At 43.7% G+C, this 17,702-nt stretch carries 15 protein-coding genes and 1 pseudogene; 4 read left to right on the top strand and 12 right to left on the bottom strand.

What is annotated here, in order from left to right:
* Nucleotides 1-60: 60 nt before the first annotated feature.
* Entirely contained in the window at nucleotides 61-1,083 is a 1,023-nt protein-coding gene (locus tag ACM1ND_RS12715) for an NADH:flavin oxidoreductase/NADH oxidase (protein ID WP_023988607.1), read from the bottom strand.
* A 669-nt stretch (nucleotides 1,084-1,752) separates the two neighbouring features.
* Entirely contained in the window at nucleotides 1,753-2,634 is an 882-nt protein-coding gene (locus ACM1ND_RS12710; protein ID WP_371263076.1) for a LysR family transcriptional regulator, read from the bottom strand.
* A gap of 102 nt (nucleotides 2,635-2,736) precedes the next feature.
* On the opposite strand from ACM1ND_RS12710, the gene dapA reads away from it, so the two are divergent.
* Nucleotides 2,737-3,618, top strand: coding sequence for a 4-hydroxy-tetrahydrodipicolinate synthase (gene dapA, locus ACM1ND_RS12705; RefSeq protein WP_028541287.1), 882 nt, complete (start codon nucleotides 2,737-2,739; stop codon nucleotides 3,616-3,618).
* A 322-nt stretch (nucleotides 3,619-3,940) separates the two neighbouring features.
* Here dapA and ACM1ND_RS12700 read toward each other — a convergent pair whose 3' ends face one another.
* From ACM1ND_RS12700 to ACM1ND_RS12680, 5 genes are all read right to left on the bottom strand, one after another.
* Nucleotides 3,941-4,045, bottom strand: coding sequence for a DUF6254 family protein (locus tag ACM1ND_RS12700; protein ID WP_023988604.1), 105 nt, complete (start codon nucleotides 4,043-4,045; stop codon nucleotides 3,941-3,943).
* Nucleotides 4,046-4,584: 539 nt separating this feature from the next.
* The gene (locus tag ACM1ND_RS12695) at nucleotides 4,585-5,637 is read right to left on the bottom strand and encodes a glycosyl hydrolase (protein WP_028541288.1); all 1,053 of its coding nucleotides are present in this window, start codon (nucleotides 5,635-5,637) and stop codon (nucleotides 4,585-4,587) included.
* A 596-nt stretch (nucleotides 5,638-6,233) separates the two neighbouring features.
* Nucleotides 6,234-6,656, bottom strand: coding sequence for a cyclase family protein (locus ACM1ND_RS12690; RefSeq protein ID WP_250637742.1), 423 nt, complete (start codon nucleotides 6,654-6,656; stop codon nucleotides 6,234-6,236).
* Nucleotides 6,619-6,867 (bottom strand): cyclase family protein, encoded by a 249-nt coding sequence (locus tag ACM1ND_RS12685; RefSeq protein WP_023988601.1) that lies wholly within the window; start codon nucleotides 6,865-6,867, stop codon nucleotides 6,619-6,621. The genes ACM1ND_RS12690 and ACM1ND_RS12685 overlap by 38 nt, the downstream gene beginning before the upstream one ends.
* Before the next feature lie 252 nt (nucleotides 6,868-7,119).
* Nucleotides 7,120-8,034: an arginase family protein gene (locus ACM1ND_RS12680; RefSeq protein WP_023988600.1), complete on the bottom strand. Its 915-nt coding sequence runs from the start codon at nucleotides 8,032-8,034 to the stop codon at nucleotides 7,120-7,122.
* 106 nt (nucleotides 8,035-8,140) lie between these two features.
* On the opposite strand from ACM1ND_RS12680, the gene ACM1ND_RS12675 reads away from it, so the two are divergent.
* A complete protein-coding gene (locus tag ACM1ND_RS12675; protein ID WP_013310350.1) occupies nucleotides 8,141-8,482 on the top strand; it encodes a winged helix-turn-helix transcriptional regulator in 342 nt (113 codons plus the stop codon).
* Nucleotides 8,483-8,629: 147 nt separating this feature from the next.
* Here the strand turns inward: ACM1ND_RS12675 and ACM1ND_RS12670 are convergent.
* The 4 genes and pseudogenes from ACM1ND_RS12670 to ACM1ND_RS12655 form a co-directional block, all read right to left on the bottom strand.
* Nucleotides 8,630-8,827, bottom strand: a pseudogene (locus tag ACM1ND_RS12670) (hypothetical protein); the annotation flags it as partial.
* A 19-nt stretch (nucleotides 8,828-8,846) separates the two neighbouring features.
* Nucleotides 8,847-10,607 carry a glycoside hydrolase family 2 protein gene (locus tag ACM1ND_RS12665; protein WP_068938425.1) on the bottom strand — a complete coding sequence of 587 codons (1,761 nt, stop codon included), beginning with the start codon at nucleotides 10,605-10,607 and terminating at the stop codon, nucleotides 8,847-8,849.
* A 280-nt stretch (nucleotides 10,608-10,887) separates the two neighbouring features.
* Nucleotides 10,888-11,817 carry an ArsR/SmtB family transcription factor gene (locus tag ACM1ND_RS12660; RefSeq protein WP_023988598.1) on the bottom strand — a complete coding sequence of 310 codons (930 nt, stop codon included), beginning with the start codon at nucleotides 11,815-11,817 and terminating at the stop codon, nucleotides 10,888-10,890.
* Between the two features lie 263 nt (nucleotides 11,818-12,080).
* Nucleotides 12,081-14,141, bottom strand: a complete 2,061-nt coding sequence (locus tag ACM1ND_RS12655; protein ID WP_068938426.1) for a beta-galactosidase — start codon at nucleotides 14,139-14,141, stop codon at nucleotides 12,081-12,083.
* A gap of 149 nt (nucleotides 14,142-14,290) precedes the next feature.
* Between ACM1ND_RS12655 and ACM1ND_RS12650 the strand changes: the two genes are divergently transcribed.
* A complete protein-coding gene (locus ACM1ND_RS12650) occupies nucleotides 14,291-15,130 on the top strand; it encodes an AraC family transcriptional regulator (protein ID WP_023988596.1) in 840 nt (279 codons plus the stop codon).
* A 169-nt stretch (nucleotides 15,131-15,299) separates the two neighbouring features.
* Here ACM1ND_RS12650 and ACM1ND_RS12645 read toward each other — a convergent pair whose 3' ends face one another.
* Nucleotides 15,300-16,187, bottom strand: coding sequence for a LysR family transcriptional regulator (locus ACM1ND_RS12645; protein ID WP_068938427.1), 888 nt, complete (start codon nucleotides 16,185-16,187; stop codon nucleotides 15,300-15,302).
* A gap of 111 nt (nucleotides 16,188-16,298) precedes the next feature.
* Here ACM1ND_RS12645 and ACM1ND_RS12640 point away from each other — a divergent pair, with 111 nt between their 5' ends.
* Complete coding sequence (locus tag ACM1ND_RS12640) at nucleotides 16,299-17,684, top strand: MFS transporter (protein WP_418027855.1); 1,386 nt, start codon at nucleotides 16,299-16,301, stop codon at nucleotides 17,682-17,684.
* The last annotated feature ends 18 nt before the right edge of the window (nucleotides 17,685-17,702 follow it).

Genomic DNA, 17,702 nt, shown 5'->3' with positions numbered 1-17,702 from the left:
TCTTCCGTCCCGAATTTTGCTGACCCAAGCAGGATCAACCAATAATGCATACAGTCGGTCTTAGAACCCTGTAGTATACTGTGTAGGGAATGCAGTTTCTTTTTTCAATTTTGATGCGGCTTCCAGTGACCAATAAGGATTTCTCAACATCCCTCTACCCACAGCAACCAGATCGGCCTCTTCATTTCCGATAACTGCATTCGCCAAAATTGGATCTTCTAGTCTTCCAACGGCCATCACCGGAATATCCAGAGCTTCTTTGATTTCTTTTGCCAAGGGGACTTGATACGCTGCGTGAGTTCCTGGTCTGCCCCATGCAGCTATAGGTCCCTCACCGCCAGATGAAATATCAAACATATCTACTCCTGCCTTTTGATATTCCTTGGCAAAAGCAATGCTTTCCTTAATACCATATCCACCTTCTACGTATTCTTTGGCAGAAATACGCATCAAGAGCGGCATATCTTCCGGCATCTCGCCCTTCGCTGCCTGAATGATCTCCCGACCAAAAAGGGTAAGGTCTTTACCGTATCTATCTTCCCGTTTGTTCGTAAGCGGCGAATGAAATTGATGAATCAAATAGCCATGTGCACCATGAATTTCAATGGTGTCGAATCCAGCCTTGACAGCGCGAGCTACAGCAGCACGAAATTTCTCAACTAGTCCTTTAACCTCTTCTGTTGTAAGCGCGCGAGGTTGTTTTGAATTTTCATCAAATGCAATGGCAGATGGCGCTACAGGAACTTCAGCATCTTCCGCCTTGCGTCCGGCATGCGCGATCTGGATTCCCACTTTGGCACCGTAGCTGTGACAAGCATCTACAATCCGTTTGAGAGCAGGAATCTGCTCATCTGACCATAAACCAAGATCAAAATCGGAGATACGACCATCCGGCTCTACATCTGTCATTTCAATCATGATAAAACCAGCTCCGCCTACCGCTCGGCTAACGTAGTGTATATAATGCCAATCTGTGGCGATCCCATCCTTTTTGTCAACCGAATATTGGCACATTGGAGGCATAACTACGCGATTTTTCAATTCCAAACCTTTAATTGTATAGGGACTAAATAAATCTTTCATGTGAGAAAGACTCCTCTCTGAGTTATATTATGAATACATCAATCAAATGCATGCACAAGCATATATATTAACATGTTTGTTTCATTTGTCAACTTTAGGTATGATTTCAAAACTTCAAAGTAAAATACGCCATTTACTCGTTGGTCCTCATCTTCAGATTTTTTGCAATGCATCAACAACTGAATCGTCACCAGTAATCAGATCAAAAGCTCGCTTGTATGTGTTCTTCTCATCTAAAGCTGCCACAATGGCACGGGCTACATCCTCACGAGGGATACTGCCATAGGTGATATTCTCCGCAGCAGCCTGCGCAATTAATTAATGTATCTGCACGGCCCAAATGGTCTATGGTGAAATTCACCAATGACTGAACTTCTGCATTGACATCTTGTTCTAATTAAATATTAAGTAACCGAATGGTTTTAGCACATTACCAAATTAAAAAACATGCGCATGCATTTAATTTAGTGAAAAAATTACTTGCTGTCAAGTTTTGAATGCAAATATGGATTGCTTATTTTTCAAAAAAATACGTGGATGATTTGAATAAACTTTGCTTTCTCTTTTCATTCTAAGTTCTCATCCTCTTCGGCACGTTAAACTGTGAGCGCTTCTGGTATCCACTAGGAAGCGCTCGTACTGTATATTAATTTTGATGTGGAGGTAAATCTACATTCTCATGCTCTCCATAAAAAAGCTCAATGCATTGGACACCCACTTCTTGGGATGAAGAACAAGCTGAATTTCCAGCTTGAGCTCGGCATGCTCAAAGGGTAACACCTTTAGCTCTTCCCGTTCAATCTCCTCCAGCGCAGCCATTAGAGGTAGAATGGATATACCCTCTCCAGTTTTGATGCTCCGTTTGATCGCTTCGGGATTACCCAGCTCCAGGCTCACGCGATAGGTGATTCCATTTGCTCGAAGCACTCTCTCCAACAGTTGTCTGTAGTTGCACGTATGCTCGGGCATAATCCACTCCGCATCTACCAGATCATCCAGGCTGATTCGCTCTTTAGCGATAAGCGGATGGTTTGGATGGACAATCAGCACAAGCGGTTCTTCTCGAATCGTAATCCACTGCAAGGCTGGATTGCTTGAATCGTCCGCGAGGATCAGCCCGACATCGGCCTCCCCTTCCCTGACCTGGTGCAAAATCATCTCTTCGCGATCCGTATGCAATCGTATGTTCAGATCAGGGTATTCTTTGCGAGTCGCCTGCATATACGGCGGCAGAAAATACGAAGCGATGGAATCCATAGTACCGATCGTCATGGAGCCCCCGCCCTGCTTAGCCAATTTTTCTTTCGATTGCTCAAAAAGCTCCAGCATTTGTCCGGCAAGCTTGAATAGCTCTTCCCCGGCGGAGGTAAGACGAATCTTGTTGTTGCTGTAGCGCTCGAACAATTTGACTTGATACGTTTTCTCCAGCTTTTGAATCTGGGTCGTGACGCTGGATTGTGCGTAACCGAGCACTTCTGCTGCTCTTGTAAAGCTTTCACGAATGGCAACTTCCCGAAATGTTTGAAGATAAATGAAATCCAATCTGGCCACCCCATCGGAAATTTTGATTAGAATCATCGTTTATTATAGATAACTCTGATGCTGTCTCCTATGTTACATTAGATTTAATTCAACGGGAAGGGATAACTGATGATGATGAACGAACAACATATTCGTGGGATTTTCATACCGCTGATTACACCTTTTACACGTGACTATAAGTTGGACATCGATTCGTACCGGAAGTATGTTACCTATCTTGCAGGCCATGACATCCAGGGTCTGGTCGTTAACGGTACGACAGGAGAGTCGCCAACCGTATCCTGGGATGAAGTGAAGCAAATGGTACAGGTGACGCAGGATGTTCTGAAGAGCATGAACAAAACCATTCCGATCGTCATTGGCACGGGAACGAACGATACTTATTCAACGGTGCATCGGACGGAAATGGCGGCTGAATTAGGAGCGGATGCAGCCATGGTGGTCACTCCGTATTACAACCGGCCGACGCAGGAAGGAATCTTGGAGCATTTCCGTGTCGTATCTCGTGTAGGCCTGCCTGTGCTTGTATATGAGATTCCTGTTCGCACGGGCAGTCGCATGACAATAGATACAATACGCAAAGTGCTGGACCTGGATGGCGTAATTGGGCTCAAGGACAGCACGGGCGGTCTTGATCTGCTTTTAAAATTGACCCAGTACGAGACCAAGCCTGTCCTCTGCGGAGAGGATGCCTATTTCCATGCCATGCTATGCCAGGGAGCTGCCGGTGGTATGCTTGCATCCGCTCATCTCAATATCCAGGAGTATGTGGATATATACCAACGTTTTGTGGCTGGCGACATGAACGGGTCGCGAGACAGTTTCATGCTACTGGAACCGGTGATCCAGCATGTATTTGCAGAGCCAGCCCCGGCCGCGATCAAGTGGTGGCTTACCCAGAAAGAGATTATTGCCGCCGAGCAATTGCGTCTGCCACTTATGCCACTGTCGGATCAGGTGAAGCAGGGTCTCCTGAATTCAATCGTATCCTGATAAATCAGCTTATCTCAGACTACCCAATCATAACGTAGAAGAAGCATCTCCTGGACAGGAGATGCTTCAATTTTTAGCCGGAACTGACAACCTTCAGAAAAACGAATTTAAGAAGATACTCTCTATGGTAGAACGCTGTATCGGTGTTTTCATCCTAATGAGGTCCGCAATCTGAAAAGCTTACAAGCAATAGCTAGATGGTTGTTAGTAAATCCAGTTGCAGCATTAAGGGAATTCTTTATGTAAGCGAAATTATTGCAAAAAGAAGGCTGCCGGTGAATTTCACCGACAGTCCTTCTTCCAAGCAGTATACTCCTCACTCCTATTCGCTGGACAGCTCCTTGAGCGATTTGACTTTACCATGGGGATGCTGTTCTTGCTTTCGTGACTTCCAGGCTGCTTCTTTCCTTTTCTTCTGGTGAGCCATAACAGATATCCTCCTTTGGAAATTGTGATGTATACTACTTTCTTAAGTTGTCATTTCTCAGCTCTGTTCATTCATAAAACTAAATTCGTTGGATTTTTGTAATAATTCAGGGGTTCCAAACCGTTTCAAAGGAATAGCTGGGAGCATGGCTTCATGTATTCTGGGTTTGCTGGAGATTGCATTAATTGAGCAGACGGCGCTACTCAAGCGCTGCACTGGGAACAATTTTTAAAAAACAGCCGATTTCTCCTTAACATACTAGAAATCGGCCTTTGCCTTCCGAAAAGAGGATTTAGTACATATAATACAACACAAATAATTAGAAATATCGGTGATGCGCCCGAAAGATTGGAAGGTGTGTAAGAAGGCTACTTATCGGCTGAACCGCTAGTTTCCGAGAAATAGTTATGTAAGTGATATAAAAAATATTATCATGTTCATACATTAGCTGTTATTGTAACTCCCTAAAGGACATGTTTTTTAAGAGACTATGAAGAACTTGTATTCTTCATAGTCCTGTTTAATGAACTAATGATCAATTATTCAGCAAATGATGCAAGTGAACTGCCTTCCCACATTTCCCCCTTATTCAGTGTCCAACCATCATTATAAAGATTGTAGGCACCTTTATTAGCTGCGGGGCTCCATCCCTCATCCCAAGCTAAGAAATAAATGGTTTTCGGATATTTTTCTTTGATGGCATTGATAAATAAAGAATAATCCATACTACCATTGGTTGCCTGCGGACCGACTTCTGTGAAAGCAAAAGGCTTATCAAGAGCTGTTAACTCGTCATATCCTTGAATCGAATAAGGATCTGAGAAATAAGCGTCTAATCCAACAATATCAACATATGAAGATCCAGGGTAAAAGTCTGTCTTAAAGTTTCGGTTGGCGTCTGGTGCGTATACCCATATCAGGTTGTCCAATCCTCTTGTATCGGTCATATAATGATAGACTTTTTTATAAAGCTGTTGATATAAAGTGATACGTTCGCTATCCTCTTGGTTATAGTCGGTGAGTCCCCACCAGAACCATTCTCCATTCATTTCGTGAAGAGGTCTGAAAAGAACAGGAACACCTTCATCTTCTAACTGCTGAAGGCCATCGGCAATTTTGCTTAACATAGCGTCTAATCGCTGGCCCTCTTCAGTTGATGAGTCTAGGATTCTTTCATACTGACTGTTTGAGATTGGGGTTTTATAATTTCCAGAGTTAAACGCAGGGTTAGCCAGATGCATACTGATCTGAGGTATACCTCCGTTCTTCCAATGAGAGATTGAATCGGTGTTACAACTATAATCGATCGAATCGGCAATATTAGAAGTCTCCATCCATCCTCTTGAATAATCACAGCCATACACGGCAGGGGACTGTCCTGTTGCATTTTCAATTCGATTAGCTTCGGTCATAGAAAATGACGCATTTGTGTACCCGCCGAATGCTCCTGACACTACGCGATTTTCCGATGACAGATTAGCGAGCCAGTTCATCACTTCCTTGGTTGTGGCTTGTCCATTAGGATTCACCGTATGTGCAGATGCTGTCTGTGAGAAAGTCGAAGCGATTAACAGAATCCCCAATATTCTTATGTACCACCTCTTCTCTAAAGGAACGACTGGTCGATTTTTACCATCGTATTCATTTAATTGATTTCACTGTGATATTTCTCCCTATGACACTTCTGATTGCAAGCTACATTATTTTTCATTCTAGCGAGTTGATACCAACTCCTTATAAAAATTTGATTTTTACGAATAAAAGCACCTCAATTATATCGACCTCAAATGAATAGATTAAAATAGTTCTAAAAGAGTAAAAAATAGTTCTTATAACAACTATCATTCAACTTCACAAAGAATGTTAGAGATAAGAATATGCTTAAAGTAATATTTTCCTTTTCATTCTTATGAAAATATTCTTTTCAAATTATTGTTATTATGTGCTATATAGAAGACTTTATGCCCGCACATTTGACACGCCATGTTATAAAAATCAAAAGAAATAAATAGCGGCTAACCAACGTCTATCAAAATAAGTTGATTACATCTGAAGGCTTAGCGTAGATTTTCGCTAAAACAAAAAAGCCGCCAAAATGGCGACTTCTTATGCGTATATGTTGTTGTCTCTCCTTGCAGTGCTGAAGTCTGCACCTGTGTTCGATAAACCTATTGTTCCTCGTTAGCTTTTATTCTTCAACTTCAACAATGATGTTAACCATAGATGCATCGTGATTTTTAATGCGAAGTGGTGCTGTGAAAGCAGATAATATCTTTTTACCAATTAATGGTGCAGGGTTTATGTCTTCGTAAATGAGCATTGTCGGCTCTTCATATTTTTCATGGTCTAAGAAGGCATGGTGAACAAAATAGCCGTTTCTTTTGGCTTCTTCCAGATTTTCAATGCTCATGGTATCAATGGCCACAGCTTTGCAGTTCGGCAAATTTTTACGGATGAATTCCGCTGCTTTGGGAGAGACGGCTGGGAAATTATTAGCGTATTTCTCAAAATCCGTATCTCGGTGTTTCCAATAGCTTGTATTAAAGATGAGAATATCCGCTTCATGCAGCTCTTCATATTCCTGAAGCATTTCGATAGATGAATTCTTCAATCGGAACAGCATCTATTCCCTTACCGTTATTTAAATGATGCCACGGTGCATCGACATGGGTGCCGACATGAAGATACATACTTAACACACTTCCATTCCAGGCATCCCCTTTGTCCAAACGCTCTCTAGGCTCTAACTTCACTTCTGGCAATCCTGGATAAACAGGCATTCCTTCATATATTGGGTAACCGATTTCAACGTATTTTGACATACTAAGACGCTCCTGTAATTTTAGTTTTAAGAATCCATTATTATAGGGATATTCGCCTAATGTGTAGCTTCCGAAAAGTATAAGCGGAGTACAAACAGACAAACTGATAAAAAGACCATACCCCTACAGGTCAACTCCCTCATTTTAATTTATATTTTATATTCAATCGCCCTATCTTTCCTGAAATCGTACGACCACTTCTCCTTGATTGTCCTTTTAAGAAAGATAATATAAAAATAATAAACGATTATCCTAAGATATTAAAATAGGTATCTCTCCAAGCAGATTCTTTAAGTTAATAGAATCCCACGGCATATGCTCCGTTATACCTAATCCAACTACATCTGTTTCTTCAGATAGTTCTTTAATCAGATTAAGTAGCTGAGGCATTTGCATTGTTCCCGCAGGAGAAAAATTATAAGGTGCTTCAGGGTTGGCGAATAATAAAGAACGAAATGCTTTTGGGTCAAGCACATCTAAATCAAGGTGAATAGCTAGGTGCTTAATGCCACTTTCTTTAATCCACTCTCTTATAGATTCAGTACTATTCGTTAACTCTTTGGTTCCTGCAGTTTTAATTCCTAGTCTTTGAATCATTTCTGTGTCTGATTCTACAGGAGCTATATCTAGTCTTTGAAACGCTTCTGAAATGACTTCTGATTCTTGTTCTGTAGGAGCCGCTAATCCCGCGATAAAGACATTTTCAGGTTTTAGTGGGATTTTCACATGTTTTGCGAACTCCTCATCTCCTTCTCCCAAAAGATTTCCGAGCGGTAATGTATGTCCGTTATCATAGCCTACATATCTAACTAAATCACTGTGAGCATCGATCCAAATTAAACCTAATTTCCCACCGTATCGTTCGTTCAAATAGGCAAATGGAGCTTGTTCCACTAAGCAGTCACCGCCAAACATTACAATGCGATCTGGCTTATGAGCATCAATGATATGCTGAGCAGCCTCTAACTGTTCAAGTAGCTGTTTTCTCCCATTCATACCGTTTTCGTTTTCAAGCGGAGTACCCTTATAAGCTTGAACTGGAACATGAATAAGAGGTTGTTCATTATCCGGAGCTAGCCAAGCAAGCAGTTCGGCTCCAAAAGAGTAATTAGGATTGTTTCCCCCTTGCCATTGTGGCATTAACAGGCGTATTGTTTTTTTAGTCATGTTTTTCTCTCCTTTACTTCAAAAGTAAGGTTAGTATAAACTGAACACAAATAAAAACGTAGTACGCACTATTTTGATAGGTACTACCCGAAAGGATAGTGTAAACATGAGTATGGCTGAATTTAAAGGTAAAGTTAAAAATATTCAAGATACACCTTTTGGTTATACAGTTTCATTGATTGGTGGTAAATGGAAAATGGTTATTATTTATCTCCTAGCCGAAAACCGAACAGTTCGCTTTAATGATCTGAAAAGACAAATAGGGGCTATTACTTATAAAACATTGAGTTCACAACTAAAAGAATTGGAAGCGGATGGTCTGGTGAATCGAAAAGAATATCCTCAAGTCCCCCCTAAAGTCGAGTACAGTCTCACAGATAAAGCAGAAACGCTATTACCTGTTTTGGAAGGATTGTGTGAGTGGGGAACAAAAAACCAAAATAATTAAATCCAGTGTTCTACTAAAAATCCTGTATGCGAAAAATTGTCCTGTTTTCCAACACTGCTATCCCAAGTTAAACTCTATGGTTAACAGCAGTGACACTTTGTTTATTTAGCTCTAAATGCTGAAGATGCCGTATTCATATACTTCCTCTTATTCTCCAACCGAAGAGGAAAGGCGGCCTTCCATAATGGCTCTGATTTGTTCGGTCGGCATCTTCGGGTGTCTATCGTGCGTCAGCAGAACGTTGATTCCCTGTTCCACGTCCGTCAGCTGTGTGTAACAAAAACCTTGTACGACAGGTGAATGCAGCAATGACTGGACATCAGCATGCAGCCGTTCTAGAAATTCTATTATCTTAATTATCGCTTCAAGCCAGATTTATCTCCCGAATCACTTCAAGCGGAACCTTCGGTTTTCGGTCTTCCGTCAACAATCCGTTGACTTCCTGCTGTACATCGGTTACCTGTGTATAGCAATAGCCCGAGAGATAGGAGGTCGCTTTAATTGCTCCGGTGACTGCACGGAAACGTTCGATAAAAGCTTCGACTGAATTCACCTGGTTTCCGTATCCCCAGCCCATGTCCGTCTGGAAGGCAATGCCGCCGAATTCGCTTATGATAATTGGTTGTCCCCGGTAGGCATATCCTTCTGCAAAGGCATATTTCCAATTGTTAAAGGAGATGCTGTTGTTTACAATGCTTTCCTTGTCCTGATATCGCTCCAAAAACTCTTCGCCCGTCTCCACATAATCATGAAGGGTTAAAATATCCGAGACTGTATGCTCCCATCCGTCATTGGTAATCACCGGACGATACGGATCAATCGTCTTCGTCAGATGATAGATGGTTTGCGTGAACTGCTGCTGCCTTACATCATGTCCAATGGTCGATATGCCCCACGATTCATTGAACGGGACCCAAGTTATGATGCTCGGATGATTGTACTGCTGCGGCACGATTTCCAGCCATTCCTTCGTAAAGCGGCTAACCGCCTGATCATTGAACTCAAAGGTCGCCGCCATTTCCGACCAGACGAGCATGCCTTTCACATCACACCAATATAAAAAGCGAGGGTCTTCCAACTTCATATGTTTACGAACCCCGTTATATCCCATCGCGGCTATTTTATCGATATCTTCGATAAGAGCTTCTTCAGACGGCGGAGTCAGATGTGTTTCCGGCCAGTAGCCCTGATCCAGAATCAGCCGCTGGTAAAGAGGACCATTATTCAATAGAACCTGTCCGTTTTCAATCGATATTTTCCGCATGCCAAAATAAGAATACACCCTGTCGCACTCTTTCTCATCCTCATACAGAATAAACTCTACATCGAACAAGTTTGGCGATTCCGGTGACCACAAGCACTGCTTCCATGGACCACCGGCTTCATGAAATACATGGACCTCTACCGTTATCCAGGGCCTGTCGGCAGATAGGCTGACCTTTTTCACATGCTGTCCTTTCAGCGTAATCCGTGTCTCTAGGCGTAAATTATCTTTACCCTTGATACCCATGAGCTGAAAGTCAAAGCGGATCATATGACGGTCGATATCCGGTGTTATCTTGACCTCATTGATTCTTACCTCATTCACATATTCAATCCACACACTTTTCCAGATTCCGGTGCTCTGTACATAAAAGCATTCAAAGTTTTGATCCACCCAACGCTGCTTTCCCCGGGGCTGCGTGCAGCTCTGACTATCCTCCACTTTAAGCACGATGCTATTCTCCGAGTCGTAAGTGATATAGGGTGTGATGTCGAAAGAAAACGCAGCATAACCTCCTTCATGCTCACCAGCCATAAATCCGTTCACCCAGCATTTCGCTTTATAATCTACACCCTGAAAATGTAGAATTGTCCTTTTCGCTATTGCCTCCTGCGGGACCTTCACGCTCCTGCAGTACCAGACCACCGGATGGAAGGTCTCGACTCCGATCCCGCTTGCCTTGGTTTCATAAGTAAAAGGTACGAGGATTTTGGCTCCCTTCGGAAAATGATGATACCATTGCTCGCTTTCACCCACTTTGCCGTCGTCGAAGGCGAAATCCCACACCCCATTCAAATCCAGCCACTCTTTACGTACAAATTGCGGCCTTGGATAATTTTTGATATAAGCGTTTGTAGTCATACAGTTTCCACCTATCCTTTGATATATAATTAGTCACCTTAGCCTGATGACTTTACAGTGCATTGCTATCATCTGTAGGTCCGATCGTCATCCTTTACCTCCGCTTCGAAATACAAACAATAAAATCGATTTGTTACACTATTATTGTATCTTTAGGGGATTATATAGTGATGCATTTTTAATGTCAACGCTTTCAAGTTAATTTTATGTAACTAATAAACTGAATAAGGCTTTAGCTACAGAGCACCTGCAACTAAAGCCTATCCATTTCACCAATATCTCAATCCATAACATAATTCACAGTCATTTTGATATTCTGATCATAATCTCCAAATTGCTTTCCGAACAGGTTGAGCCCACCTTGATGCACCGCATCTGGCTTAATTCCGATCCGCAAACGCAATTTGTGGCTGTTTTGCAGGTTGAGCTGATCCAGTGTAACCGAGGAAACCTTCTCCATATCCAGCGCAGTCTTCTCTTTATCTACTCGCCAGGTCTTGAGCAACCCATACTGGGTAGACCACTCATACCACCAGGCAGGATTCAGCTTGCCGCGCCTGTCTCCAAAATCACCGGGACACGTCCACATGCCAATCTCCACGCCATTAACCCACAAGGAAATATCAGAAGGCCAATTGTTGTCATAGTTTGGTGCTTCAGAACACATTTCCATCGATAGCTCAAGCGATTCTATTCGCGCTCCTGCCGGTATTTCGAGCGGCATTAAATACTCGACATAGCCCTTGCGGAACCATATCATCTGGGCTCCGATATGCTTCGGGTGGAAAAAACTCGCCGGTTCGTCCTCGCGTATGATCATCCCGTCTGCATTGGCCATACCGCACGTCGGTGAAACCTCACAATCGCTATAATGACCGATCGGCATGTCCACTTCGTAGATCTGTACATCCCCTTTGGGTACTGCTTTTTCAAGATTTAGCGCAATATGAATGTCATCATAATTGCGGCTGCACATCTTCATCGCGCCGCGAGAGGCAGGCAGCAGCTCTGTATTAATCAGTCTAGCAGCCTCCAGAACCTTGATATTGTTGGCTACCGTAGACACCGGAAGTTGAAGAGCTTCCGCTATTTCTACAATATTAAGGTTTTTAGAAATCAAGAGGCGGAGAATATCAACTCGGGAACGGGTGGATAAAGCATGCGTAACCGTTACCAGCTTGTCCGGATCATCAAAACTAAGCTCAAGCATTGCATCACCCATCTCAATTTACTGTGATTATATTACAATAAGTTTACTTGTATGCTTTGAAACAGTCAATAATATTGTATTAAATTATTAATTTTGTATTAAATACCGATCATGTCCGATTTCTCTGGTTCAAGAACCCATAGGAAAGACAGCGATTTTTGAGCGGAACCCTGTATACAAATGCAACACGTTATTCCTTTGCTTTATGCAATAAAAAGCCGCTGATCTTCGGATTAAGATCAGCGGCTGATGCTCTCTTCATTTTAAACTTTCTTTAATACCCATACTCCATACGGTTCCAATGGTACGGTACCAGTAAGCCTCCTACCGGAAAGGAGTTCCTCCGTCTCAACACTCAGTTTAACCTGAGCCGTTTCTCCGCTGTAATTCAGTAGAAATACCAGCTCTTCTTGTACATCCGCACGAATAGCGACTTCTACCGTCGAAGGAGCTTTGCACCACCCCGCAAGCGGAGATGTCACCGGCAGCTGTCTTAGGAGCTCAGCCGCTAATGCTAGGTCAAAAGCTGCACCCCAATAGTAGACCAGTCCCTTGCCGACACGGTTGACGGTCAAGGCCGGTTTCCCTTCATAGTAGCTTGATGCGTACTCTGCGAGTACTTCTACCGTATCAGCATGAACATTCAATATATCGTTGAAGCCTGGAGCCCAAAAATCAAGAGCTTGATCCTTAAATCGCACCGATACAGGTGATGCCGTCCCATTTATCATCGTAAAGTCCTCTACGTGGACGCCGCTCATTGCGGCTGCAGGGCCTGGGAGTGGCTGCATGCGGCAGTGACCGAACTCGTTCTTATAACCGGTGCGGCAGCCGAAGATCAGGATGCCCCCATCCTCTACATATTTCTGTAACATAGCTGCCGTACTGTCTCGTAGGATCGCCGGATGCGTGTATACCAGCACCTTGTAATTGGCCAGTTCCCGCAGCTGTTCTGATTCCATACCCGGACGGATTGTAACCATATCCGAAGGTATATGTCCATACTGCAGTGCCTTGTACCAGCCGAGCTCACTTTGCTTTGTCAAGGGACCATACCATTTATCCAACTCGCCATCCCACTCGTTATCATAGTCACGAAGTAGAGCAACCTCTGCCACATAGCGTTTGCCAAGAATCCGCCCTCCAACCTTTTGCAGCTCCTTTCCGACGCGGCCTGCTTCTGCGACCCGACGATTCGGCTGATTGTGATAATCATTAATTCCATGCCAGTACATTTCCGTACCAAACGTTGCCGTTCTCCAGCGGAAATACAAAATCATGTCTGCCCCGTGAGCAATGCTTTGGTAGGTCCACAATCGCATCTGCCCCGGGCGCGGAGATGGCATCTCCATCCTGTTCACCCATCCTCCTGGACCGGATTGCTGCTCCATCACGCAGAAATTTGGTGACATCCCTCTGACGTTACTTAAAGAAAGCCCCCACTTGCGATCCAGCAATGGCTTCTCCCCTTGGTCCGGATAAATGGTACTGAATTGAGGGTAAGAATCGTACGAGAAAAAATCAAGCAGTTGATCCGTCATTTTATGGCTATCCAAATGCCCGAATACACCGTTGGTTGTCACCCACTGATTAGGCGCTACTGACCGAAGTATGTCCACTTGTAGCTTGGCAAACGAAATGGTGTTATCGGATATAAATCGCTTCTCGTCCAAAGCCTGATGAGGATTCGCTGACCCGGATACGGTCGGACGAGTTAGATGGACCTGCTTCCAGCTGTCATAAGTTTGATCCCAGAATACAGCACCCCAGGCCTTGTTGAGTTGCTCCAACGTACCGTATTTTGCCTCTAGCCAGCGCCGGAAAGCCTGATGATCTGCCTCGGCATAGAAGACGTTTATCTCGCAGTTCAGCTCATTATCAATTTGCCACCCAATGATGGCCGGATGATCTTTGTAATGTTGTGCCATCTCTCTTGTAATACGTGCGCAAAGCTCCAAATAAACGGGACTGCTGTAGTTATAATGCCGACGCTGACCGTGTTGGAACGTGACCCCTTCCATGGATACGTTCAGCACCTCGGGATACTTAAAAGTAAGCCATGCCGGTGGCGTAGCTGTTGGTGTGCCCATGATCACTTGAATCCCGTTCGCGTCTGCCTGCTCCAAGAAACGGTCAAACAGCGTGAATTCGAACTTTCCTTCCTCCGGCTCGAAGATCGACCAAGCAAATTCTCCAATCCGAATGATGCTGAAGCCCAGTTCCTTCATTCTTATGAGATCGTCCGACCACAACGATTCGTCCCAGTGCTCAGGATAATAACAAGCTCCCAAATGGAAGCGATCTAAAGATAAGGATTTCGGCATGCTCCAATTCTCCTTCAGTAGAAGTGATAGTACAAAAATGTGATTCTCTGATAATCGTATCTATTGTAATATAAGAATAAAAGGATTAGAATAACTCGATTTTGCTAATTGAATTACTTTTTTGCTAACTTACTCAAGGAGATGGATACATGATTAAAATAGATTGTTATCTTCCTTCACCCATTCTAAAAGGTATACTGTTTCCCGAATCGTTAGGGCATTACAAGAACTTCCCCAATCATGGGGAGCGAAGGAATGCAGGATTACTGAAAGATTACAATTTACATATCATTTTTGCAGGCAAAGGCGCTATTGTGCATGATGGGAAGGAAATCGAGCTTACCCCTGGCATGGGCTTTCTTTTCGGCAAGCATACGACGCAGCAATATCGAACTAAACCCGAGGATCCCTGGGATGTCCGATGGATTCATTTTGACGGGCAGGATGTAGATTCGCTATTACAAGGTCGAAGCATGCACGAACCGTATCTGTTCTCGCTCCACCGGCCAGAACGTTTAAAACCGCTGATGGAAGAAATGTTGCAACTTGCCCAAACTTACCGTCACGACTATGATGTACAGATCTCTTCCCTGCTTTATGAAGTCCTTCTGGAGATCGTCCATCATTCCCACCAAATTTTCGGCACCTCTCCCGGCGGCACCGTCCATGAGAGGATTCGTCATACGGCGGAATATATTCGTATGCATTGTCGAAACATGCTCGATTTGAAGACAATGGCTGCGACGTCAGGTTATAGCTCCTTTCATTTTAGCCGACTCTTCCATCAGATCATGGGTAGTACTCCAGCTCAATATTTGCTCCAATGCCGAATAACACTGGCCAAACATTTGCTTGTATCTACGGCACTCACTGTAAAGCAGATTGCACTGGAAACCGGCTTTCATCAAAGCAGCTATTTTATCAAGAGATTTCGGGAGCATACAGGCATCACGCCGGAGCAGTTTCGCCAGCTGAGAAGGATGGGTTAGTACAATCCAAAAACTCCTTCAATAGCTGGGCGTGTGTGTATGGCAGCGTACAAATCGAAATTACAAATTATGCAGTTGAATAAAAGAATAAGCGGCCGCTTAGGACGTTTGGTTAACATGTCCTACGCTACCGCTTTTGTTAATGTTTTTATTTCGCTTATATTTTGGATTAATTTGTCTGTTTGGATATCGCTCCGAAATATTCTACAACTACCTCACGGAATTCCAGAGCAGCCCGCGAAATATACCGACTCCTGTGCCATAATAAAGCGATCTCCCGTACCAATTCGTGATTTTCTACTTGGAGATACTTAAGATGTTCCCGTGAATTTCTTGCCGTGCTTGGTATGAAGGCTATGCCAATTTCAGCTTCCACAAGCGTACTAAGCCTTGCAGGTTCATCCCCCTCATACACATATTTAGGTACAAATCCTTCCGATTTGCATATAGAGTCCACTAAATCGCGAGTACCGTAGCCTCTCTTTACACCGACAAACCATTCATCCCTTAGATCTGTCAACGTTACACTGCTTCGATCTGCCAGCCGATGTCCCTTTGGAACAGCTACAAGGATTGGGTCGATAAACACGATTTGGCATTCGATGTCATCTCCCTCTATTGGAGGTGAGGACAAGCAAAAATCGACCTCGCCTCTATGAAGAAGCGTTACCATTTCCTGCGTAGTCAGCATTTGCACATGAAATTGAATATAGGGTCGCTTTTTCCGAAACTCTCGAAGGATATTGGGTAATGTGCTAGCGGTGGTCACCGCCAATTCGAGAGTGCCATGTTCCGGGCTGGATAAATCACTAAGCTCCTGCTTCCCCTGCTCCAATTCAAATAAAGCCCTCTCTGCACGGTGAAGGAATCTGCTTCCGAACTCATTCAATCGCAGTTTCCTCCCTGTTCGATCGAATAGAGGAACCCCCAGATCTTCCTCCAGGCGCTGAATCGTTTTGCTCAGCGACGATTGAGTAACATGCAGACTTCGTGCAGCTTCGGTCACATGTTCCAAACGAGCTACCGTCAGAAAATATTGCAGTTGAAGAAGTTCCATTATGATCCCCCATTCATTCCCCCAAGTCAATGAGATTATAACATCAAATGCGTTGGAATAAATAATCGGTTTCAAGTACGATGACATTAATTCGCTATGGGGGGACCAGAAATGAGCGTTCGCAGCTGGTGGTTAATGATTTCAGTTGGTCTAGGGATACTATTGAACCCATTAAATTCTTCGATGGTTTCTGTTGCTATTCCAAGTCTGCAAAAAGTGTTCCAACTTGACTTTACAGGTGTTTCCTGGATTATTTTTTCTTTCTACATTGCAAGTAGCATCGCTCAACCTGTCATGGGAAAAGCCAGCGATTTATTCGGTCGTAGAAAGATATTTCTTACCGGGCTTGTTGTAGCCTTCATTGCATCATTATTGGCTCCATTATCACCAAATTTCGGGTGGCTCATCGTGTTCCGCATTGTGCAATCCATCGGAACAAGCATGATGGTTGGGGTTGGAATGGCTATTGTTCGAATTCATATTACAGAAAAACAAGCAACTGCGTTGTCTGTTTTGTCCATATTCCTATCTGGAGCAGCAGCAATTGGCCCCTTTATTGGCGGAGTCTTGATTCATTGGTGGAATTGGCCTGCTATCTTTTTCATCAATATTCCGTTTGTGGTGGCCAGCTTTGTATTGGCTTGGAGGAATATTCCTAAGGATGAACTGCCTACATCCTTAGCACGCAACATGTCCTTTCGTAAATGGTTTGAATTGATTGATGCATCAGGGATTCTGCTCTTCACAGTGGCTTTGGTTACCCTACTCGTTGGATTACTCTCAGCACAATCATTTGGACATATCTCATTAGGAAATGTCATTGTCGGGCTGATAGGTCTCGTTGCGCTGGGGATATTCGTACGACATGAGTTAAAAGCGACATCACCCTTTATCCCTTTACGCACATTCGCCAAGTACCCTGCAATGACTTGGGTGAATGTTGAATTCATGCTCGTTAATGTACTATATTACTCGCTCTTTTTCGGGCTTCCGTCCTACTTGCAAATGGTACGTCATGTCAGCGAGTTCCAAACAGGCATTCTCATGCTAAGCTTAGGCTTGTGCTCGGTAATTACTTCTCCAATTGCAGGACAATGGATCGATAAATCAGGACCCAGACCGGCATTGCTGGTGTCCGCAATTCTGATGACATTGGGGTCAGTGTGGCTCGTGACATTGAATCCAACTTCACCGGTTATCAGCGTGTGTTTGGCTTTAGCTGCATTCGGAATTAGCAACGGTTTGAACAATGTAGGTATGCAAGCAGCCCTGTTCCAAAGTTCTCCAAAAGAAATAATCGGTGTAGCATCCGGATTATTTAACACATCCAGATATCTGGGAACCATTATCTCTTCATTATTGATAGCTATCGTAATGGGAGGTACGTTTAGCTTCAAGGGATTTCAAATGCTTGGGATCATCCTTACGGTAATTGCATTGTCTTTGGTATTCATAAGTCGGCGGCACCAGAAGCCAGCGCAATTGCATGAGTCATAGGTTCACCAAGTTCATAAT

Source organism: Paenibacillus sp. JJ1722, from assembly GCF_048282685.1.
Lineage (GTDB): Bacteria > Bacillota > Bacilli > Paenibacillales > Paenibacillaceae > Paenibacillus > Paenibacillus polymyxa_B.
Note: the sequence above shows the minus strand (reverse complement) of the source record. Positions and strands in the feature narration are given on the sequence as shown.

Bases quoted from the DNA above. Each gene is read 5' to 3' on its own strand.
- ACM1ND_RS12715 (WP_023988607.1), bottom strand. From the start codon at position 1,083: ATGAAAGATTTATTTAGTCCCTATACAATTAAAGGTTTGGAATTGAAA.
- dapA (WP_028541287.1), top strand. From the start codon at position 2,737: ATGATGAACGAACAACATATTCGTGGGATTTTCATACCGCTGATTACA.
- ACM1ND_RS12700 (WP_023988604.1), bottom strand. From the start codon at position 4,045: ATGGCTCACCAGAAGAAAAGGAAAGAAGCAGCCTGGAAGTCACGAAAG.
- ACM1ND_RS12685 (WP_023988601.1), bottom strand. From the start codon at position 6,867: ATGTCAAAATACGTTGAAATCGGTTACCCAATATATGAAGGAATGCCT.
- ACM1ND_RS12680 (WP_023988600.1), bottom strand. From the start codon at position 8,034: ATGACTAAAAAAACAATACGCCTGTTAATGCCACAATGGCAAGGGGGA.
- ACM1ND_RS12675 (WP_013310350.1), top strand. From the start codon at position 8,141: ATGAGTATGGCTGAATTTAAAGGTAAAGTTAAAAATATTCAAGATACA.
- ACM1ND_RS12665 (WP_068938425.1), bottom strand. From the start codon at position 10,607: ATGACTACAAACGCTTATATCAAAAATTATCCAAGGCCGCAATTTGTA.
- ACM1ND_RS12660 (WP_023988598.1), bottom strand. From the start codon at position 11,817: ATGCTTGAGCTTAGTTTTGATGATCCGGACAAGCTGGTAACGGTTACG.
- ACM1ND_RS12655 (WP_068938426.1), bottom strand. From the start codon at position 14,141: ATGCCGAAATCCTTATCTTTAGATCGCTTCCATTTGGGAGCTTGTTAT.
- ACM1ND_RS12650 (WP_023988596.1), top strand. From the start codon at position 14,291: ATGATTAAAATAGATTGTTATCTTCCTTCACCCATTCTAAAAGGTATA.
- ACM1ND_RS12645 (WP_068938427.1), bottom strand. From the start codon at position 16,187: ATGGAACTTCTTCAACTGCAATATTTTCTGACGGTAGCTCGTTTGGAA.
- ACM1ND_RS12640 (WP_418027855.1), top strand. From the start codon at position 16,299: ATGAGCGTTCGCAGCTGGTGGTTAATGATTTCAGTTGGTCTAGGGATA.